The sequence below is a fragment of the Ensifer sp. Root142 genome (assembly GCF_001426785.1).
GTDB lineage: Bacteria > Pseudomonadota > Alphaproteobacteria > Rhizobiales > Rhizobiaceae > Ensifer > Ensifer canadensis.
The window spans coordinates 120017-137006 of sequence record NZ_LMFK01000048.1; the positions used below are offsets into that span (position 1 = coordinate 120017).

The 16990-nt window shown below is 61.8% G+C and carries 17 protein-coding genes and 1 other RNA gene; 4 read left to right on the top strand and 14 right to left on the bottom strand.

Annotated elements, in window-relative coordinates; genetic code table 11:
- Positions 1-10 precede the first annotated feature (10 nt).
- Complete coding sequence (gene ruvA, locus ASD52_RS34170; RefSeq protein ID WP_025424742.1) at positions 11-628, bottom strand: Holliday junction branch migration protein RuvA; 618 nt, start codon at positions 626-628, stop codon at positions 11-13.
- A gap of 72 nt (positions 629-700) precedes the next feature.
- Positions 701-1213, bottom strand: a complete 513-nt coding sequence (gene ruvC, locus ASD52_RS34175) for a crossover junction endodeoxyribonuclease RuvC (protein ID WP_025424743.1) — start codon at positions 1211-1213, stop codon at positions 701-703.
- Between the two features lie 172 nt (positions 1214-1385).
- Between ruvC and ASD52_RS34180 the strand changes: the two genes are divergently transcribed.
- A complete protein-coding gene (locus ASD52_RS34180) occupies positions 1386-2387 on the top strand; it encodes an LLM class flavin-dependent oxidoreductase (RefSeq protein ID WP_025424744.1) in 1002 nt (333 codons plus the stop codon).
- A 4-nt stretch (positions 2388-2391) separates the two neighbouring features.
- Here the strand turns inward: ASD52_RS34180 and ASD52_RS34185 are convergent, their stop codons facing one another.
- The 8 genes from ASD52_RS34185 to ASD52_RS34220 form a co-directional block, all read right to left on the bottom strand.
- A complete protein-coding gene (locus ASD52_RS34185) occupies positions 2392-3027 on the bottom strand; it encodes an HAD hydrolase-like protein (RefSeq protein WP_025424745.1) in 636 nt (211 codons plus the stop codon).
- A gap of 192 nt (positions 3028-3219) precedes the next feature.
- A complete protein-coding gene (locus tag ASD52_RS34190; RefSeq protein ID WP_025424746.1) occupies positions 3220-3966 on the bottom strand; it encodes a YebC/PmpR family DNA-binding transcriptional regulator in 747 nt (248 codons plus the stop codon).
- An 86-nt stretch (positions 3967-4052) separates the two neighbouring features.
- Complete coding sequence (locus ASD52_RS34195) at positions 4053-4550, bottom strand: DUF6636 domain-containing protein (RefSeq protein WP_128090376.1); 498 nt, start codon at positions 4548-4550, stop codon at positions 4053-4055.
- A gap of 13 nt (positions 4551-4563) precedes the next feature.
- On the bottom strand, positions 4564-5400 hold the full coding sequence (locus ASD52_RS34200; protein ID WP_025424748.1) for an MBL fold metallo-hydrolase: 837 nt from the start codon (positions 5398-5400) through the stop codon (positions 4564-4566).
- A gap of 294 nt (positions 5401-5694) precedes the next feature.
- Positions 5695-8874 carry a multidrug efflux RND transporter permease subunit gene (locus tag ASD52_RS34205; protein WP_025424749.1) on the bottom strand — a complete coding sequence of 1060 codons (3180 nt, stop codon included), beginning with the start codon at positions 8872-8874 and terminating at the stop codon, positions 5695-5697.
- Positions 8871-10025 carry an efflux RND transporter periplasmic adaptor subunit gene (locus ASD52_RS34210; RefSeq protein ID WP_025424750.1) on the bottom strand — a complete coding sequence of 385 codons (1155 nt, stop codon included), beginning with the start codon at positions 10023-10025 and terminating at the stop codon, positions 8871-8873. Before ASD52_RS34210 ends, ASD52_RS34205 begins: the two co-directional genes overlap by 4 nt.
- Before the next feature lie 405 nt (positions 10026-10430).
- A complete protein-coding gene (locus ASD52_RS34215) occupies positions 10431-11255 on the bottom strand; it encodes a YmdB family metallophosphoesterase (protein ID WP_025424751.1) in 825 nt (274 codons plus the stop codon).
- 108 nt (positions 11256-11363) lie between these two features.
- Positions 11364-11936, bottom strand: a complete 573-nt coding sequence (locus tag ASD52_RS34220) for a 5-formyltetrahydrofolate cyclo-ligase (RefSeq protein ID WP_025424752.1) — start codon at positions 11934-11936, stop codon at positions 11364-11366.
- Between the two features lie 370 nt (positions 11937-12306).
- On the opposite strand from ASD52_RS34220, the gene ASD52_RS34225 reads away from it, so the two are divergent.
- Positions 12307-12504 (top strand): transcriptional regulator, encoded by a 198-nt coding sequence (locus ASD52_RS34225; protein WP_225906339.1) that lies wholly within the window; start codon positions 12307-12309, stop codon positions 12502-12504.
- On the opposite strand, the gene ASD52_RS34230 is transcribed toward ASD52_RS34225, so the two are convergent.
- Positions 12499-12732, bottom strand: a complete 234-nt coding sequence (locus ASD52_RS34230) for a hypothetical protein (protein WP_057221569.1) — start codon at positions 12730-12732, stop codon at positions 12499-12501. The two genes, ASD52_RS34225 and ASD52_RS34230, sit on opposite strands and share 6 nt — an antisense overlap.
- Positions 12733-12840: 108 nt before the next feature.
- On the opposite strand from ASD52_RS34230, the gene ASD52_RS34235 reads away from it, so the two are divergent.
- Entirely contained in the window at positions 12841-13704 is an 864-nt protein-coding gene (locus ASD52_RS34235; protein ID WP_038575685.1) for a LysR family transcriptional regulator, read from the top strand.
- A 23-nt stretch (positions 13705-13727) separates the two neighbouring features.
- On the opposite strand, the gene ssrS is transcribed toward ASD52_RS34235, so the two are convergent.
- The 3 genes from ssrS to ASD52_RS34245 all read right to left on the bottom strand — a co-directional run bounded on the left by ssrS (position 13728) and on the right by ASD52_RS34245 (position 14600).
- Positions 13728-13885, bottom strand: a non-coding RNA gene (gene ssrS / locus ASD52_RS36655) — 6S RNA.
- Between the two features lie 55 nt (positions 13886-13940).
- Positions 13941-14318, bottom strand: a complete 378-nt coding sequence (locus ASD52_RS34240) for a cell division protein ZapA (protein WP_025424755.1) — start codon at positions 14316-14318, stop codon at positions 13941-13943.
- A 12-nt stretch (positions 14319-14330) separates the two neighbouring features.
- Entirely contained in the window at positions 14331-14600 is a 270-nt protein-coding gene (locus tag ASD52_RS34245) for a DUF4164 domain-containing protein (RefSeq protein WP_025424756.1), read from the bottom strand.
- A 336-nt stretch (positions 14601-14936) separates the two neighbouring features.
- Between ASD52_RS34245 and tkt the strand changes: the two genes are divergently transcribed.
- The gene (gene tkt, locus ASD52_RS34250) at positions 14937-16919 is read left to right on the top strand and encodes a transketolase (protein ID WP_025424757.1); all 1983 of its coding nucleotides are present in this window, start codon (positions 14937-14939) and stop codon (positions 16917-16919) included.
- Positions 16920-16990 lie beyond the last annotated feature (71 nt).

Sequence of the window (16990 nt, forward strand, 5' to 3'; positions counted from 1 at the left end):
ACGCAAGGATTCATCGCGCCAGTTCCTTGAGACCCAGCCGGATCAGCTTGGCACTGTCGGCATCCTCGCCGCCGTTCTTCAGCGCCGCGGCAACCGCATTTGCAGCCTGGTCGCGGGAATAGCCGAGGTTGGTCAACGCCGACACCGCGTCTGAAACCGGCGCCGAGGCAACACCCTCGCCAAGCTCCTGCTTGAGGCCGATCGTGCCGGACATTTCGCCGGCAAACGCCGGCGCCTTGTTCTTCAATTCGGTGACGATGCGCACCGCCACCTTCGGGCCGACGCCCGGCGCCCGCGATACCGAGGTCTTGTCCTGCAGCGCAATCGCGTTTGCAAGCTCGCCCGGCGTCAGCGTCGACAAGAGGGCGAGCGCAACCTTGGAGCCCACCCCCTGGACGCTCTGCAACAGCCGGAACCACTCACGCTCCAGCGCCGTCAGGAAGCCGAACAGCTTCAACTGGTCCTCGCGCACATAGGTCTCGATAAACAGCACCGCCGCCTCCCCCGCCGAACCCAGCTTCGACAATGTGCGCGCCGAACAATGGGCGACATAGCCGACGCCATGCACGTCGAGAACGACATGATCCTCGCCGATTTCGTCGATAGTACCCTTCAATTTGCCGATCATGTGGCGTCGTCTCTCATGGATGGATTGCGGGATGATCGGACCGACCATCGGAAATTAACGGCAGCAGCGCAACTACCCCATCAGGGCCGCAAGCCGGCTGGTCACCGACAGGCGGTTGTGCGCGTGGCAAATGGCGATCGCGAGCGCGTCGGCAGCATCGTTGCCCTTGAACTCGGCCTTCGGCATCAGAACCTTCAGCATCATGTGGATCTGCTGCTTTTCACCGTGACCGACACCGATGACGGCCTTCTTGACCGCGTTCGGCGCGTATTCGGCAACCCTCAAGCCCGCGCGCGCCGGCACCAGCATGGCGATGCCGCGCGCCTGCCCGAGCTTCAGCGTCGCCGTTGCATCCTTGTTGACGAAGGTCTGCTCCACCGCAGCCTCGTCCGGCTGATAGCTGTGCACGACTTCCGCCAGGCCATCATGCAGCTGGCAGAGCCGCGAAGCGAGATCCATGTCGCCATCCGAGGTCACGGTGCCGGAGGCAACGAACCGCAGCGAATTGCCAAGCGTTTCGATGATACCCCAGCCGGTACGGCGGAGGCCCGGATCGATGCCGATGATGCGAATCGTGGTCTGCATGAATTTCACCCTATGCTGCGTGTCCGGACGCTGCCAGCAAAAAGTGAACAAAACAAAAACATCCACATAAGGCAAACGCGGCTGCCGGAAATCTCGAGCACTACCCTTGGATTGAGGAATTTTGACCTTACATAGCCATTCAATCAATTTCGCTCAATAAAGGGCCTTGCTCATGGCGTCTTTCTCCGTCCTCGATCTCTCCCCGATCACCGAAGGCGGCAGCGTCGCCCAATCGCTCGAAAACTCGCGGCTCTTGGCGCAGGCGGCCGAAGAAAACGGCTACAAGCGGTTCTGGCTGGCCGAACACCACGGCATGAAGGGCATTGCCAGCGCTGCGACCTCGATTGTCATCTCCCATGTCGCAGCGGGAACGAAGACGATCCGCGTCGGCTCCGGCGGTATCATGTTGCCGAACCATTCGCCGCTGGTGATTGCCGAGCAGTTCGGCACACTTGCCGCCCTTTATCCCGGCCGGATCGATCTCGGGCTTGGGCGGGCGCCGGGCACCGACATGCGCACCGCCCAGGCGCTCCGCCGCAATATGGAGGCGAGCGCCAACAACTTCCCCAATGACGTCGTCGAACTGCAGGCACTGCTCGGCCCCATCGCCGAGGATCAGAAGATCATCGCGGTTCCGGGTTCCGACACCAATGTGCCGATCTGGCTGCTCGGATCGAGCCACTACAGCGCCCATCTCGCCGGCATGCTCGGTTTGCCCTTTGCCTTTGCCTCGCATTTCGCGCCCGACATGCTGCTGTCGGCGCTCGAGATCTATCGCGAGCGCTTCACGCCCTCGGAGACGCTGGACAAGCCGCACGTGATGGTCGGCGTCATGGGCGTGGCAGCTGCCACCGACGAGGAGGCGAACTACCTCTTCACGTCGATGCAGCAATCCTTTGTCGCCCTGCGGCGCAACGCCCGCGGCCGGTTCCCGGCACCGGTCGCATCCATGGACGGGCTATGGAGTTCGGACGAGAAGATCTTTGTCGATCATGCGATGTCCTATGCCATCGTCGGCGGGCCGGAGACGATCCGCAGAAAGATCGAAACGTTCCTCGACCAGACCAAGGCCGACGAACTGATCATCTCCATGCCGATCTTCGACATGGATGCCCGGCTCAAGTCGCTTCGGCTTTTCGCCGAAGCGCAGCAGGAGCTTGCCAAGGCGGCCTGACTGATCAGCCGTTCGCGCCCCGAAAGGCCGGCAGGATCTCGTCGATGCGATCGAAGAAACGATCCGGCCCGAGCGATTTCAGAAACGCGGGATCGGCGTAACCCCAGCCGACGGCGCCCGCCGCAATGCGTACTTTGCGGGCTGCCTCGATGTCGCGAGCCTCGTCGCCGATCGCAAGCATCCGCGAAGGATCGATACCAGCAAACTTGACGACCCTCTTGAAATGCTGCGCCTTGCCGAACAGCGTGGCGCCGCATTCGAACAGGTCGATAGCGCCAGCGGTCTCGCCTAGCGCCTTGCGAACGGCCGCTTCGCCATTCGAACTGACGACCGCGATGCCGATGCCAGCCGACTTCAGCGCCGTCAGCATGCCCGAAACGCCGGGGAAAAGCTGGATGGCCCGAGCCTGGGCGGCCATTTCCTGCCGCATGAAAGTGGCGATCTGCGGCAGTTTCCACATCGGTACGCCGAGATGCGCGATGATCTCGCGACTGCCCATGGCGCGCAGCCCCTTGAACTCCTCGACCGTGAGCTGGCGAAACCCGAAGCGCGCGGCAGCAAGGTTGCTCGCCGCCATGAACAGCTCCGCCGTATCGGCGAGTGTACCGTCGAAGTCGAAGATCGCGAACTCATACGCCATCGGTCACATCCCATCGGTGACGCCCAAAGAAAAACCCGTGCCCTTTAGGACACGGGTAGATCAAGACGTCTACAGCGCGGTGCGTCCGATTGGACGCGCAAGGGTCGCTGTAGCACTTTGAATTGCTGCATGTTTTTGTCCCTAAATCGGATGGGACTTAAGGAGACATGCAGTAGGCCTGAAAAAATCGGATCAGGCCGAAAGCTTCGCCATGACCTCATCGGACACTTCGAAGTTCGAATAGACGTTCTGCACGTCGTCGTCGTCTTCAAGAATGTCGATGAGCTTCATCAGCGACTGCGCCTTCTCCTCGTCAACAGGCACGGTGTTCTGGGCTTTCCAGATCGCATTGACGGTCTCGGCTTCGCCGAGCGTGTCTTCCAGAGCCTTGGAGACTTCGCCGATCGCTTCGAAACCGCAGATGATCGTGTGGCCGTCCTCGTCGGTGGTCACGTCGTCGGCACCGGCTTCGATCGCCGCTTCCATCACCTTGTCGGCGTCGCCGACCGAAAGCTTGTAGGTGATCTCGCCGACACGGTCGAAGGAGAAGGAAACCGAACCGGTTTCACCAAGCGCGCCACCCGCCTTGGTGAAGGTCGAGCGGACGTTGGAGGCGGTTCGGTTGCGGTTGTCGGTCAACGCCTCGACGATAACAGCGACGCCGCCCGGGCCATAACCTTCGTAACGGACTTCTTCGTAGTTCTCCGCGTCGCCGCCGGAGGCCTTCTTGATCGCCCGTTCGATGTTGTCCTTTGGCATCGATTGCGCCTTGGCGTTCTGGATCGCCAGACGCAGGCGCGCGTTCATCGACGGATCGGGCATGCCGGTCTTCGCCGCAACCGTGATTTCGCGCGCGAGCTTGGAAAACATTTTCGAGCGCACCGCATCCTGACGGCCCTTGCGGTGCATGATGTTCTTGAACTGTGAATGGCCAGCCATGGCACCCTCTGCATGCATGAATTTGAATGGAATGGGGCGCCTTATAGTTTTATTGCCGCTTTCCGTCCAGCAGGGGGCGTTTCTTTTCAGTTGGCGGAGATGCGCCCGCGACTGAGAACGAAGGCATGGCCGTCGTCGCGGCGGCAGGAAAGGCCCGTTCGTTCCGAGATGCAGGAAAAGGGCCCGCCCTGCCATGTCACCCCATATTCGAGGATCGGCCCGGCCGAACAGCAGCTCGGATCTCCGACCTCGCGATTGATCGTTGCCGCGCCGGCCCGTCCGAGCGTTGCCCTGACGTAACGCGGCGCGATGATATCGCAGGAAAGTTCCGGCCCGCCGTCGGCAGGCTGATAGGTCGGCGTGCCGCCCGCGGGCGTGTAGATGCAGCCGATATTGCCCGATGGCATCACGAACTCTTCCTGCTCGGCAACGGGCGCGACAGTCGCCTGGGGAACAGCTTGCGGGTGCTGGGTGTCGGGAGGCGGCATGCGCGGTGCAGGCGCGCCTCCGGCCAGAGCTGCCGTTGCCAAAACCATTGTTGAAAAGGACAGAAACGCAACGACGCCGGCTGCAAACATTCTCATTGGGCAATCCCGATCAGACTCCCTGGAGGATATAAATCAGCGGTTTGCTTGGCAAGGAACGCAGCGAGACTTTGACGCTCGCTCCAGTCGCGAAGCTCTTGTCGAAATCGTCGCCGAACATGTCGAGGAAGGCGTCGATCGGGGGACCGCGTCGATGCATCGGCAAGATCAGCGCCGCGCGCAGCCGCGAAACGACGCGACTCATGCTTTCGGCCCCCATCGTCAGCCCGCCATCGACCGGTACCATCAGCACGTCGAGCCTGCCGATCTGCCGGTAGTGGCTGTCATCGAGCTCGTGGTGCAGATGGCCGAGATGGCCAATGCACAGACCCGCCACCTCGAAGATGAAGATGGAATTGCCATCATGCTCCATCGTCATGGCGCCGGAGCGGATGTCCGTGGTGACATTGCGGATATAGGCATCGCCGACGACGAGGTCGTGTCGCGCCGGCTCGCCGTCTTCACCCCAACCATGCAGCACCGTGCGGATCGCCGGATCCGGCGTCAAAGTGTAGTGGCTGGAATGCGCCTTGTTCATCGTCACCACGGTCGGCGGCGCCGACGGACGGAACCAGCCATTATAGTCCGTGGCGATCGAAACACCGCCCGGTGTCTCGATCAAAAAGGTCGAGTGGCCGAGATAGGTGATCGTCACTTCGCCAGCGACCATCTGCCCCTTCGTTGCGGCGGCCGGTGTGAAACTGGCGAAAGTGGCCTGCGGCAACGCCTCGGCGATCGCCTGGCATTGGCTCACTTGTGCGGGCGCTGCCTGTGCATGCGCGGCCGACGGCCAGAAGGCATGCAGAAGCCAGATCGCGGCAAAAGTGTAGGCAAGGTAGCGGAGCATCATCCATCACCTTTCACACCGCGCGCGCATGACCTGTGCTCAAGCACGTCAGACTTGGGTACAGGTCATGCGGCCGTTGACAGTATCGGCAGTGAACGCGTCAGTTCGAGAAACGCTGCCGTCACGGGCGAAAGGAGGATTGTTCAAGCGCGCCGTAACGTCCAGCGACAAAGCTGCATCAAGCACTCACGTTTGCGTCATTGTGCTGGCATTGCGAACAGCGGCGCGCGTCCTGTTCACAGCAAAACGCCCCGGCGCTGCCACCGGGGCGTTGGATCACAAGCAACAGCGCTCGTGTTACTCGGCCGGCGTCGCCATCGGCTCGCTCGCCGCAACCGGCTTGCGCCGGCGGAACGAGCGCAGCGTAACGTAGAAGACCGGCGTCAGGAACAGGCCAAGGAAGGTCACGCCGAGCATGCCGGAGAACACCGCCGTTCCGAGCGACTGGCGCATTTCGGCACCGGGTCCCGTGGCGATCATCAGCGGCACGACGCCGAGGATGAAGGCGAAGGCAGTCATCAGGATCGGCCGCAGACGCAACTGGCTGGCCTCGACCGCCGCTTCGATCGGTGTTTTCCCCTCATCCTCGCCCTGGCGGGCGAACTCGACAATCAGGATCGCGTTCTTCGCAGCAAGCCCGATCAGCACGATCAACCCGATCTGGGTCAGCACGTTGTTGTCGAGCCCCCGTAGGAAAACGCCGATGAGTGCCGAGAGCACACCGAGCGGCACGATCAGGATGATCGCCAGCGGCAGGACCCAGCTTTCATACTGCGCTGCCAGCGCCAGGAACACAAAGACGACCGACAGCGCGAAGATGAAGACCGCGGTGTTGCCCGTCTGGCGCTCCTGGAAGGCGAGTTCCGTCCACTCGAACGATGTGCCTTGTGGCAGCATCTGGGCCGCAAGCGCCTCCATCTTGTCGAGGCTCGTGCCGGTCGAGACACCCGGCGCCGGGTTGCCCTGCAACGGTACCGAGACATACATATTGTATCGCTGCACCAAGGCGGGACCCGCAGTGTCGCGAATCTCGACCAGTGTGCCCATGGGCACCAGTGCGCCGGTGGCAGAGCGGACCTTCAGCGCCAGGATGTCGTCGCGCTCCAGACGGTACTGCTGGTCGGCCTGTGCCCGCACCTGATAGACGCGGCCAAAGGCATTGAAGTCGTTGACATAGGATGTGCCGAGATTGATCGACAGTGCCTCGAAGATGTTCGGGATTGGCACGTTCAAGGTCCTCGCCTTGTCGCGATCGATCGCCAGGAAGTATTGCGGGCTCGACGCCGAGAACGTCGTGAAGACGCCGGTCAGCCCCTCGGTCTGGTTGGCAGCACCCATCATCTGGTAGGCCAGCCCCAGCACGCGGCGCATGTCGGCACTCTGCCGGTCGACAATCTGCATTTTGAAGCCGCCGGAGTTGCCGATGCCACGCACCGACGGCGGGGGAACGGCGATGATGAAGGCCTCCTGGATACTTTGCAGGCTGCCATAGAGTTGGCCGATGATCTGGTTGGCGCTCTCGCCGTGCTTGAGCCGCTCCTCGAAGCTCTCGAAGGACGCGAAGATGACACCGGCATTGGACGCATTGGTGAAGGTCGCGCCGTTGAAACCGGCGAAGGCGACGGCGTTTTTCACGCCGGGCACTTCCTGGATGATCTTCGAAGCGCGCTTGACCACCGCATCGGTCCGATCGAGCGACGCGCCGTCGGGAAGCTGGATGACGACGATGGCATAACCCTGGTCCATGGTCGGTACGAAGCCGCTCGGCACGATCTGCGCCATGTACCAGGTGGCGCCAAGCAGGCCGACGAAGACGATGAGCGCCGCAGCGAGCGCCGTTTTTGTCGAAATCAGCTTGCGCACGATCCAGGCGTAGCCTTCAGCCATGCGGTCGAAACCGTTGTTGAAGCCGTTTGCCAGCGACCGACCAAACCGGGTGAGCGGGTTGCCGCTTTCGTGGTGATTGTTCTCGTGCGGTTTCAACAGGATTGCCGCGAGCGCCGGCGACAGCGTCAGCGAATTGAAGGCGGAAATCACCGTCGCCACTGATATCGTGACGGCGAACTGCAGATAGAACTGGCCGGCAATACCGGGGATGAAGGCCGTCGGAATGAAGACGGCGGTCAGCACCAGCGAGATCGCGATGACCGCTGCCCCCACTTCGTCCATGGTCACGTGCGACGCCTCGCGCGGGGTCATGCCGCGCGCCAGGTTTCGTTCGACGTTCTCGACCACGACGATGGCATCGTCGACGACGATGCCGATCGCCAGCACCAGGCCGAACAATGTCAGCATATTGAGCGAGAAGCCGAAGGCGTAGAGGAAAGCGAAGGTGCCGACCAGCGACACCGGGATCGCCACGATCGGGATGATCGCTGTGCGCCAGGATTGCAGGAAGATGAGAACCACGAGCGCCACCAGAATGGCGGCTTCGCCGATCGTCTTGTAGACCTCGTTGATCGATTCGGAGATGAACTCGGTCGGGTTGTAGACGATCCGGTATTCGAGGCCCTCCGGAAAGTCCTTCGAAACGTCCGTCATCACCTTCTGGATCGCGTCGGCCGCGTCGAGCGCGTTGGTACCCGGCCGCGAGAAGATGCCGAGCGCCACGGCCGGGCTGCCGTCCAGATAGCTGTTGTTGACGTATTCGCGGGCGCCGAGTTCGATGCGCGCCACGTCCTGCAGCTGCACCAGCCGTCCGCTCTCCGTCGCCTTGACGATGACGTAGCGGAACTGGCGGGCATCGCTGAAGCGGCCGTCGGTGGTAACAGTATATTGGAACGCGCTGTCGCCCGGTGTCGGCGGCGCGCCGATCGAACCGCCCGAGACCTGCACGTTCTGCTCGCGCAACGCCTGCACGACGTCGCCTGCCGTCATTCCGTAGGCCGAGAGCTTTTCCGGATCGAGCCAGACGCGCAGCGCATATTCACGCTCGCCGAACAGGATGACGTCACCGACGCCGTCGAGACGGACCAGCAGGTCGCGGATGCGGGTGCGGGCATAGTTCGAGACGTAGAGCTGGTCGTAACGTTCGTTCGGCGACAGCAGATGCACGACCATCATCAGGTCGGGTGAACTTTTCGCCGTAGTGATGCCGATGCGCCGGACATCTTCGGGCAGGCGCGGTTCGGCGATGGACACGCGGTTCTGCACCAGAACCTGGGCCTGATCGAGGTCCGTTCCAAGCTTGAAGGTGATGGTCAGCGCCATCGAACCGTCGGCGGTCGAATAGGAGGACATGTAGAGCATGTTCTCGACGCCGTTGATTTCCTGTTCCAGCGGCGTCGCCACCGTGTTGGCGATGGTTTCGGCATCGGCGCCCGGATAGGCCGCGCGAACGACGATGGTCGGCGGTGCGATTTCCGGATACTGCGCCACAGGCAGCTGGAAGTAGGCGATGCTGCCGACGATCAGCAACACGATCGAAAGCACCGATGCGAAGATCGGCCGGTCTACGAAGAAATGGGCAAACCTCATTGAGCGCTCCCCGTCGCTTGAGCTTCAGGAGGCAGTTCAACGATCTCGGGCTTCACCTTCGTGCCCGGACGTGCCCGCATCAGGCCGTTGACCACGATGGTTTCGTCGCCGGTCATACCGCTGCGGATGACACGATAGCCATGAAGCTTCGGACCGAGCCGCACCGGCTTGGTCGCAACGGTGCCGTCTTCGCGCACCTCATAAACGATGCGTTCGTTCTGGTCGGCGCCGATCGCTTCATCGGGAATGAGCACAGCCTTGTAGGTGTTCGAGCCCTCGAGTTCGGCGCGACCGAAGAGACCCGGCTGTAGCACGTAGTTGGGATTGTCGAAGCGCGCACGCACCCGCATCGTGCCGCTTGCCTGGTCCAGCCGGTTCTCGGCGAAATCGAGCTTGCCCTTGAACGGCGCCTCGTTGGAATCAGCGATGGTGACCATGACATCGAGCGCGCCGCCGCCCTCCTGAAGTGCGCTGCCGCGTTCGCGAGCAACACGCGCATAGGAAAGCAGGCGACGCTCATCGACGTCGAAATAGAAGTCGATCGGATCGAGCGAAACGATCGTCGTCAGCACGGTCTGGTCCGCTTGAACGAGGTTGCCGGTCGAGATCAGGCGGCGATCGACGCGGCCGGTCAGCGGTGCGATGATCGTCGTATAGTCGAGATCGAGCTTGGCGCGCTCGGCCGCGGCTTCCGCTCCGCGCACGGCGGCTTGCGCCGAAAGCAATTCCCGGCGGTGGTCATCGAGCGTCGAGACGGAGAGCGTGCCGGTTCCAGTCAGGGATTCCGTGCGCTTGAACTGTGTCTCGGCAAAGGCGAGAGACGAACGCGTCGACTCGAGCGTCGCCTCCGCCTGCGACAGCGCGGTGCGATAGGGGCGTTGGTCAATGACGAAGAGCTTGTCGCCCTTCTTCACCAGGGCACCGTCGGTGAAGTTGACCTCGTCGAGATAGCCCCCGACGCGGGCGCGGACGGAAACTTCATCGACTGCCTCGAAGCGACCGATGAACTCGTCGCTGTCGATCACATCGCGAACGACCGGCTTGGCGGCAGTGACGGTGGGAAGCTGCGCATCCTGCGCGACGACGTTGGCTGCAGAGAAAAGGGAAATCGAAACGCCGAAAATCATCGGCAAATGCCATCTTGAATACATGCACGCTCTCCGAATGCACCGACAGCGCCGCGCGTCATAGATGAAGCGCAAAAGGACGCTGTCACGCTTGAAACTCGCCGCATAATTTGCTCCTCAAATCGACGCCGATCCAAGGAATTATGCAGTAAAATCGAGAACGCCCGGCACGGGACATTGGTCGTCCGAGTACCTGCGGCGACATTTCGAACCCGCAATCCTGTGCTGCGGATGGTACTCAGTATGGAAGACTTGCGAGCGTCAACCGTGTCCGAACGGCGCTGACGTGGCGTTACCCTGCCATCATTTCGCCGGCTTGTCACCTTGAAAAAAATCAATTCCGGGAAGGTGATACGTGTGCAAACCCGCGCCTTGGTCAGGCGCGGGCGAGACGATCAGGCGACCGAAAATCATCAATCTGAGGATGGCTCAGGCCCAGAAATCCGGGATCGTTTCGGTCAATCTCGGACCGAGGCGCAGCGGCGCGATCTTTTCGGCAAGGCCGGTGCGGTCGGAAATCTCAACGCCGAGGCCGCAGATGGTCGCCGGCCCCGATGCCGCCTCGAAACGCCCCTTCGGCATCTTCGAAATAAACCGGTTCAGCGGTTCTTCCTTGTCCATGCCGAGCGAGGAATCATAGTCGCCGCACATGCCGGCGTCACTCATATAGGCGGTGCCGCCGTTGAGGATCTGATGATCGGCCGTCGGTACATGGGTGTGGGTGCCGACGACGAGGCTTGCCCGTCCGTCGACGAAGTGGCCGAAACACTGCTTCTCGCTCGTCGCCTCGGCATGAAAGTCGAAGACGATGGCGTCCGCCTGCTCGCCGAGCGGGCAGGCATCGAGGATCGCTTCGGCCGATTTGAAGGGGTCGTCGAGTTCGGGGTGCATGAAGACGCGACCCATGACATTGGCAACCAGCACGCGTGCGCCGTTGCGGGCAAAGAACAGGTTCGATCCGCGCCCGGGCGTGCCCGCCGGATAGTTGGCCGGCCGTAAAAACTGGTCATGCCGCTCGCAGAAGACGACCGCCTCCTTCTGGTCCCAGACATGGTTGCCTGTGGTGACGACATCGGCACCGGCATTGATCGTCTCGAGAAAGATATCTTCGGTGATGCCGAAGCCGCCGGCGGCGTTCTCGCCGTTGACGATGACGAAGTCCAGCATGAGGTCACCGACCAGCCCCGGAAGACGCTCCCAGACCGCCGTGCGGCCCGTCTTGCCAACCATATCTCCCAGAAACAAAAGCCTCATGCCCGTTCAATCCCACCAGAGCAGTTCCAGGAGGTTTTGCGTCCGGAACTGCGTAAAACAACAAAGAGATAGAGCGTTTCCAGGAATCCGTAGATTGCCTGAAACCCTCTAGAAATGTCGAAATCCGCTCTCCGTGAGGACGGCGTCCAGCGCGACGTCGTGCGGTTCAGCGGGCACTGATGCCACTTCCTGGCAGTCAAATGCAATCCCGATCAGCTTCGGCAGATGCCCTTTGTTGCGCAGTTTGTCGATGGCGCGGTCGTAATATCCGGCGCCGTAGCCGATGCGATGACCGGTCGCATCGAAGGCCGACAGTGGCACGAGCATGATATCGGGGTCGAGTTCCGGCGCATCCGGGCCAGGCCCCGTCGTGCCGAAACCGGTCTCGATGACGGAAGCGCCATTGAGCAATTCGCGGAACACGATCGTCTTCTTGTCGATGATGACGGGCAGGCAGAGCCGCGCGCCGCGATCCCGAAGGCGCGCCATCAGCGGCCGGATGTCCATCTCGGAACGGATCGGCCAAAAGCCGGCAACGATATGGCCGCGATCGAGCGCAATGACGTCGCCAGCGTGATCGGCCATGGTCAGGCTTGCCTCGATGCGGCTCTCCGGCGCCATCGCGTCGCGAAGCGCCAGCTTCTCCTTGCGCAGAGCGGCCTTCAGATCCTTTGGTGACATCATTCCCCTCCGACAGACTGCGCGCAAATATTCGACCGCCCGCACATTCTTTTCCCAAAATGAAACAGAACGTCGTGGACCGATCGATTTCCCGCCTCCGCGCTTGCGATCTAACGCATTGCAGCCTTTAGCTCGAACCACGTCACCGCCGGTTTTGCAACAGTTTGCGACAGTCGAACAGCGCATTCCCGCAACGGCACAGAGTTAGCGTTCCGTTCATCATGGACAACGGTTCCGCTTTCGCATGAGTGGGGCCGCGTGCAAATACAGTCGTGATTTCAAATAATTAGCAGGAACTAATGCCCGCGTTCGATGTATGGACGCGCTCCTGCAGGCAGCAGTGGAAAAGCCGACGTCCATGAAGGACCAGATGAACGAACTCGATCCGTTGGAATTGCGTTGCCTGACGCTGGCCGCCCGCGGCCGCACCCGTCAGGACATGATGCGCGAGACCGACATTCCCCTCGACCGCATCGACAGGGCCTTGCAGGACGCCATGCGCAAGCTGCAGGCGGGCAATCTTGCAGAAGCGATTTTCCGCGCCGCCCGTCTCGATATTATTTCATAACATCCAGAGCGACCGATAGACCGCATCCCTGCCCAAACCCTCCCGCCAGCGGTCGTCGAACCGCAGCTCACGGCGCCCTGCATCGTGCAGCAGATGCGGCTTGTCGCGTGGGATCGCAGGCGGCGGCTCCACGGAAGCGGCTATTAGCATCCAGCGACTTGATGACACGAGCCGGGCACGGATGGTGGTGTGAAGATCGGAGAAGAAGACAAGAGCAAGAACGCTCATCGGGACAGCCTTGATGTCTATAGGACCGGCTAATTGTCCTCGCCTCGTTGACATCTGACAAACGAATTGCAAGCATGACTACCATCAGAAACTCTGATGGTAGAGACAATGTCCGTCCCCCTCGACAGCGATCTGCTCAGAACCTTTCTCGCCGTTGCCGACGCCGGCAATCTGACACGCGCCGCCGACAGCATCGGCCGCACACAGTCCGCCGTCAGCATGCAACTCAAGAAACTCGAGGACATGCTCGGCGACCCGCTGTTCGAGCGTCATTCGCGCGGCGTGGTGCCGACGGCGCAGGGCTTGCGTCTCGTCGACAACGCCCGGCGGATCGTGGCTCTGCTCGACGATACCGCGGCATCGATGCGCCTGCCGGCGCTCGATGGAACGGTCAGGATCGGCATCTCCGAGGAATACATCAACTCCACGCTTCCGAAAGCTTTGGGCGCCTTTGCTGCCGTTCATCCCGGCGTGGAAGTGACGGTGCAGCAGGGTGTGTCGATGTCGAACGTCAACGCCCTTGCTGCCGGCGAAATCGACATCGCCGTGGTTTTCGAGCCTGGCGGACCGACGAAAAACGAAGTCCTCATGATCGACCCCACAGTCTGGGTGACCTCGGACCAGCACGCGGCCCATGAACGCCGGCCCCTGCCGATCGCCACCTATACCTATCTGGCAGGAGGGTGGTGCGATGACCTTGCGATGAAGAGCCTGAGGAAGCGTGGGCTCGAAAGCCGCGTCGCCTATGCGAGCCGGACCAGCAACGGCCTGATCGCCGCCGTGATCTCGGGGCTTGCCATTGCGCCCTTGTCGCGCAGCGCCATACCGGTCGGTTGCCGCGAACTGACCGAAGAAGACGGCTTCAGCGTCATCGATTTTTCCAACGTCGTGCTGCGCACCCGACCCGGCAAGCGCTCGCAGACCGTCGACGCGATGGCCGACGCCATCCGCAGCGCTTTTGCCGCCGGTTAAGACTGATGGAGAAGAGGGAAGAGGTGCGATCCACCCAACCGATGGATATTTTACGATCCCGGGTGCCTACAAAGTAGGTGGGCGCCATATGTCCGAGCCCACAAGCCCGGCCAGGGACAGCTCCCTTGAGATCGAGTAAGGCCCCGGGGATTGTGGATCCTGTCGGGAAGCGCAGACCGCATCCGACATATAGAGCCTATCCCTGCTTCGCGCCAGTGGCAGCCCGACGAAAGAGCTCAGTTTGTCGAAGACGTTGCCCGGCCATTGAGCTTGGCGGCAATGGTGTGGATTTGCGAGGTGACTTCGCTCAGCGCCGAGGCCAGGAGCTCCTCGCTTCTTGCCTGGTCGGTGAGGGTACTGTCGCGCCCCCGCTTGAGGGTGTCGACTTCCGCTTCGAGCGCCTTCAGCCGGCGGTTCACTTCGCTGAGTTCGTCCATGACCATGATGCCGGCCATGACCGTCAGCCTGAGGTCGCCGATCTCGCCGAACTGCGTCTTCAAATGACCGACATACTGATCGAAGTTGGTGGCCAGTTCGATCAGATGATCTTCCTGTCCCTCTTCGCAGGCCATGCGATAGGCCTTGCCGTCGATCGATACTGTCACCTGCGCCATGTCGCTTAAACCTCAGCGGTCGAGCACCGCTCGAATGGTTTCCATCGCCGTCACGAGGCGTCGGGAAACCTCGCGGTTGACCTCTTCAAGTCGGTTTGCCCGGAATTGGGATTGGTCGAGTTCCTGTGCCAGTCGCGACCGGTCCGAATTGACCCGCCGGACCTCGCCCTCGAACTCGCCGAGATCGCGTTCCCTGTCAAAACGGCTGTCGATCGCGTTTTCCAGGGACTGAACCGCGTTCTTCAGTTCGTCGATCGCCGCTTTGACCGTCTTTGCCGGCATGTTTTTCGATACCTCGCATGTGAGGCCGAATCGCCAGCATCCCGTCCGCCGCTTCGGCTCACTCCTTTTTAAACCTATTACGCAAATCTCAACAATGCCAACTGTAGCAAAGCATTACGGAAGCTGTGGATGGTTTGTATAGCCGGCTCATCCGGCCGCAGCGCAAAAACTCTGCTGCGACGCGATATCACCCCTTGAAAACCATGCTGCCAATGGCCGCAAAAGGCCTGTATTTGTTGACTCGCGCGGCGCAGATGCTATTTGTCTGCCGCTTCTTGCACGGTCTTTGGAGGATAGAGACCGTCCCCTGACCACCGAACTCAAAACGGAACAGTCATGATCTCTCGCGAAAAACACGACCGGATGGCGAATGCGATCCGTTTCCTCTCCATGGACGCCGTCGAGAAGGCAAATTCAGGTCACCCCGGCCTGCCCATGGGTGCGGCTGACATAGCGACAGTCCTCTTCACGCGCTTCCTCAGCTTCGATCCCAAAAACCCCTCCTGGCCGAACCGCGACCGCTTCGTGCTGTCGGCCGGTCACGGCTCGATGCTGCTTTATTCGCTGCTCTATTTGACGGGCTACGAAGACATCTCCATCGAAGAGATCAAGAATTTCCGCCAACTCGGCGCCCGCACCGCCGGTCACCCGGAATATGGCCACGCCGCCGGCATCGAGACGACCACCGGTCCGCTCGGCCAGGGCATTGCCAATGCCGTCGGCATGGCGATCGCCGAGCGCAAGCTGCGCGACGAGTTCGGCGCCGACCTGATGGAGCACTACACCTATGCGCTCGCGGGCGACGGCTGCCTCATGGAAGGCATCAGCCAGGAAGCGATTTCGCTTGCCGGCCACCTCAAGCTCAACAAGCTGATCGTCTTCTGGGACGACAACAACATTTCGATCGACGGCCCGATCTCGATCGCCGACTCGACCGACCAGCACGCCCGCTTCCGCGCCTCGAACTGGAACACCATCGCCGTCGACGGCCATGATCCGGAAGCCATTGCCGCTGCGATCGAACAGGCGCAGAAGTCCGACAAGCCGACCATGATCGCGTGCAAGACGACGATCGGTTTCGGCGCGCCGAACAAGGCCGGCACCCACAAGGTTCACGGCTCGCCGCTCGGCGCCGAGGAGATCGCCGCCACCCGCAAGGCGCTGAACTGGGAATCCGAAGCCTTCGTCGTTCCGTCCGACGTGCTCGACGCCTGGCGCCTGGCCGGCCTGCGTTCGACCAAGACCCGCAAGGACTGGGAAGAGCGCCTCGACAAGAGCGACGCCGAGAAGAAGGCACAGTTCGTTCGCCGCTTCTCCGGCGAACTCGAAGGCCGCCTGTCGTCGGCCATCGACGACTACAAGCGCAAGCTGGCCGAGACCAAGCCGTCGCCGGCAACCCGCAAGGCTTCCGAAGACGCGCTCGAAGTCATCAACGGCGTCCTGGCCGAAACGATCGGCGGCTCGGCCGACCTGACCGGCTCCAACAACACCAAGACCAGCCAGACCAAGTCGATCACCCCGGACGATTTCTCCGGCCGCTACATCCACTACGGCGTGCGCGAGCATGGCATGGCGGCTGCGATGAACGGCATGGCGCTGCATGGCGGCGTCATCCCCTACTCCGGCGGCTTCCTGATCTTCTCGGACTACTGCCGTCCGTCGATCCGCCTCGCCGCTCTGATGGGCATCCGCGTCATCCACGTGCTGACGCATGATTCCATCGGCCTTGGCGAAGACGGCCCGACGCATCAGCCGGTCGAGCACATGGCGGCGCTGCGCGCCATCCCGAACCTCCTGATGTTCCGCCCGGCCGACGCCACGGAGACGGCCGAGTGCTGGCAGCTGGCGCTTGAAAGCCACAACCGCCCGTCCGGCATCGCGCTGACCCGCCAGAACCTGATGGCCGTGCGCACCGAGTATGAGGAAGAAAACCTCTGCGCTCGCGGCGCCTACGACCTGATCTCGGCAAGCGACGCCAAGGTGACGATCTTCGCCACCGGCTCGGAAGTCGAAATCGCCGTCAAGGCCTGCCAGGCGCTGACCGCCAAGGGCATCTCGACCCGCGTCGTCTCGGTCCCCTGCTTCGAACTCTTTGCCGAGCAGAGCGAAGACTACCAGCAGGCGATCATCGGCAACTCGCCGGTCAAGATCGCCGTCGAAGCCGGCATCCGCCAGGGTTGGGATCATTTCATCGGCAGCGACGGTGCCTTCATCGGCATGTCGTCCTTCGGTGCTTCCGGTCCCTACAAGGAACTCTACAAGCACTTCGGCATCACGCCTGAGGCGGTCGTCGCCGCTGCGGAAGCCAAGCTTTCCTGATCAAGCCGCGGGGCGCGCGTGAAAGCGCGCCCCGCTTTTTTCCGACCATGCCATTCAGACAGGGAGAGACC

Excerpts from the sequence above, each read along its gene's own strand:
- ruvA (WP_025424742.1), bottom strand. The coding sequence starts at position 628 with ATGATCGGCAAATTGAAGGGTACTATCGACGAAATCGGCGAGGATCAT.
- ruvC (WP_025424743.1), bottom strand. The coding sequence starts at position 1,213 with ATGCAGACCACGATTCGCATCATCGGCATCGATCCGGGCCTCCGCCGT.
- ASD52_RS34180 (WP_025424744.1), top strand. The coding sequence starts at position 1,386 with ATGGCGTCTTTCTCCGTCCTCGATCTCTCCCCGATCACCGAAGGCGGC.
- ASD52_RS34185 (WP_025424745.1), bottom strand. The coding sequence starts at position 3,027 with ATGGCGTATGAGTTCGCGATCTTCGACTTCGACGGTACACTCGCCGAT.
- ASD52_RS34190 (WP_025424746.1), bottom strand. The coding sequence starts at position 3,966 with ATGGCTGGCCATTCACAGTTCAAGAACATCATGCACCGCAAGGGCCGT.
- ASD52_RS34195 (WP_128090376.1), bottom strand. The coding sequence starts at position 4,550 with ATGAGAATGTTTGCAGCCGGCGTCGTTGCGTTTCTGTCCTTTTCAACA.
- ASD52_RS34200 (WP_025424748.1), bottom strand. The coding sequence starts at position 5,400 with ATGATGCTCCGCTACCTTGCCTACACTTTTGCCGCGATCTGGCTTCTG.
- ASD52_RS34205 (WP_025424749.1), bottom strand. The coding sequence starts at position 8,874 with ATGAGGTTTGCCCATTTCTTCGTAGACCGGCCGATCTTCGCATCGGTG.
- ASD52_RS34210 (WP_025424750.1), bottom strand. The coding sequence starts at position 10,025 with ATGTATTCAAGATGGCATTTGCCGATGATTTTCGGCGTTTCGATTTCC.
- ASD52_RS34215 (WP_025424751.1), bottom strand. The coding sequence starts at position 11,255 with ATGAGGCTTTTGTTTCTGGGAGATATGGTTGGCAAGACGGGCCGCACG.
- ASD52_RS34220 (WP_025424752.1), bottom strand. The coding sequence starts at position 11,936 with ATGTCACCAAAGGATCTGAAGGCCGCTCTGCGCAAGGAGAAGCTGGCG.
- ASD52_RS34225 (WP_225906339.1), top strand. The coding sequence starts at position 12,307 with ATGAACGAACTCGATCCGTTGGAATTGCGTTGCCTGACGCTGGCCGCC.
- ASD52_RS34230 (WP_057221569.1), bottom strand. The coding sequence starts at position 12,732 with ATGAGCGTTCTTGCTCTTGTCTTCTTCTCCGATCTTCACACCACCATC.
- ASD52_RS34235 (WP_038575685.1), top strand. The coding sequence starts at position 12,841 with ATGTCCGTCCCCCTCGACAGCGATCTGCTCAGAACCTTTCTCGCCGTT.
- ASD52_RS34240 (WP_025424755.1), bottom strand. The coding sequence starts at position 14,318 with ATGGCGCAGGTGACAGTATCGATCGACGGCAAGGCCTATCGCATGGCC.
- ASD52_RS34245 (WP_025424756.1), bottom strand. The coding sequence starts at position 14,600 with ATGCCGGCAAAGACGGTCAAAGCGGCGATCGACGAACTGAAGAACGCG.
- tkt (WP_025424757.1), top strand. The coding sequence starts at position 14,937 with ATGATCTCTCGCGAAAAACACGACCGGATGGCGAATGCGATCCGTTTC.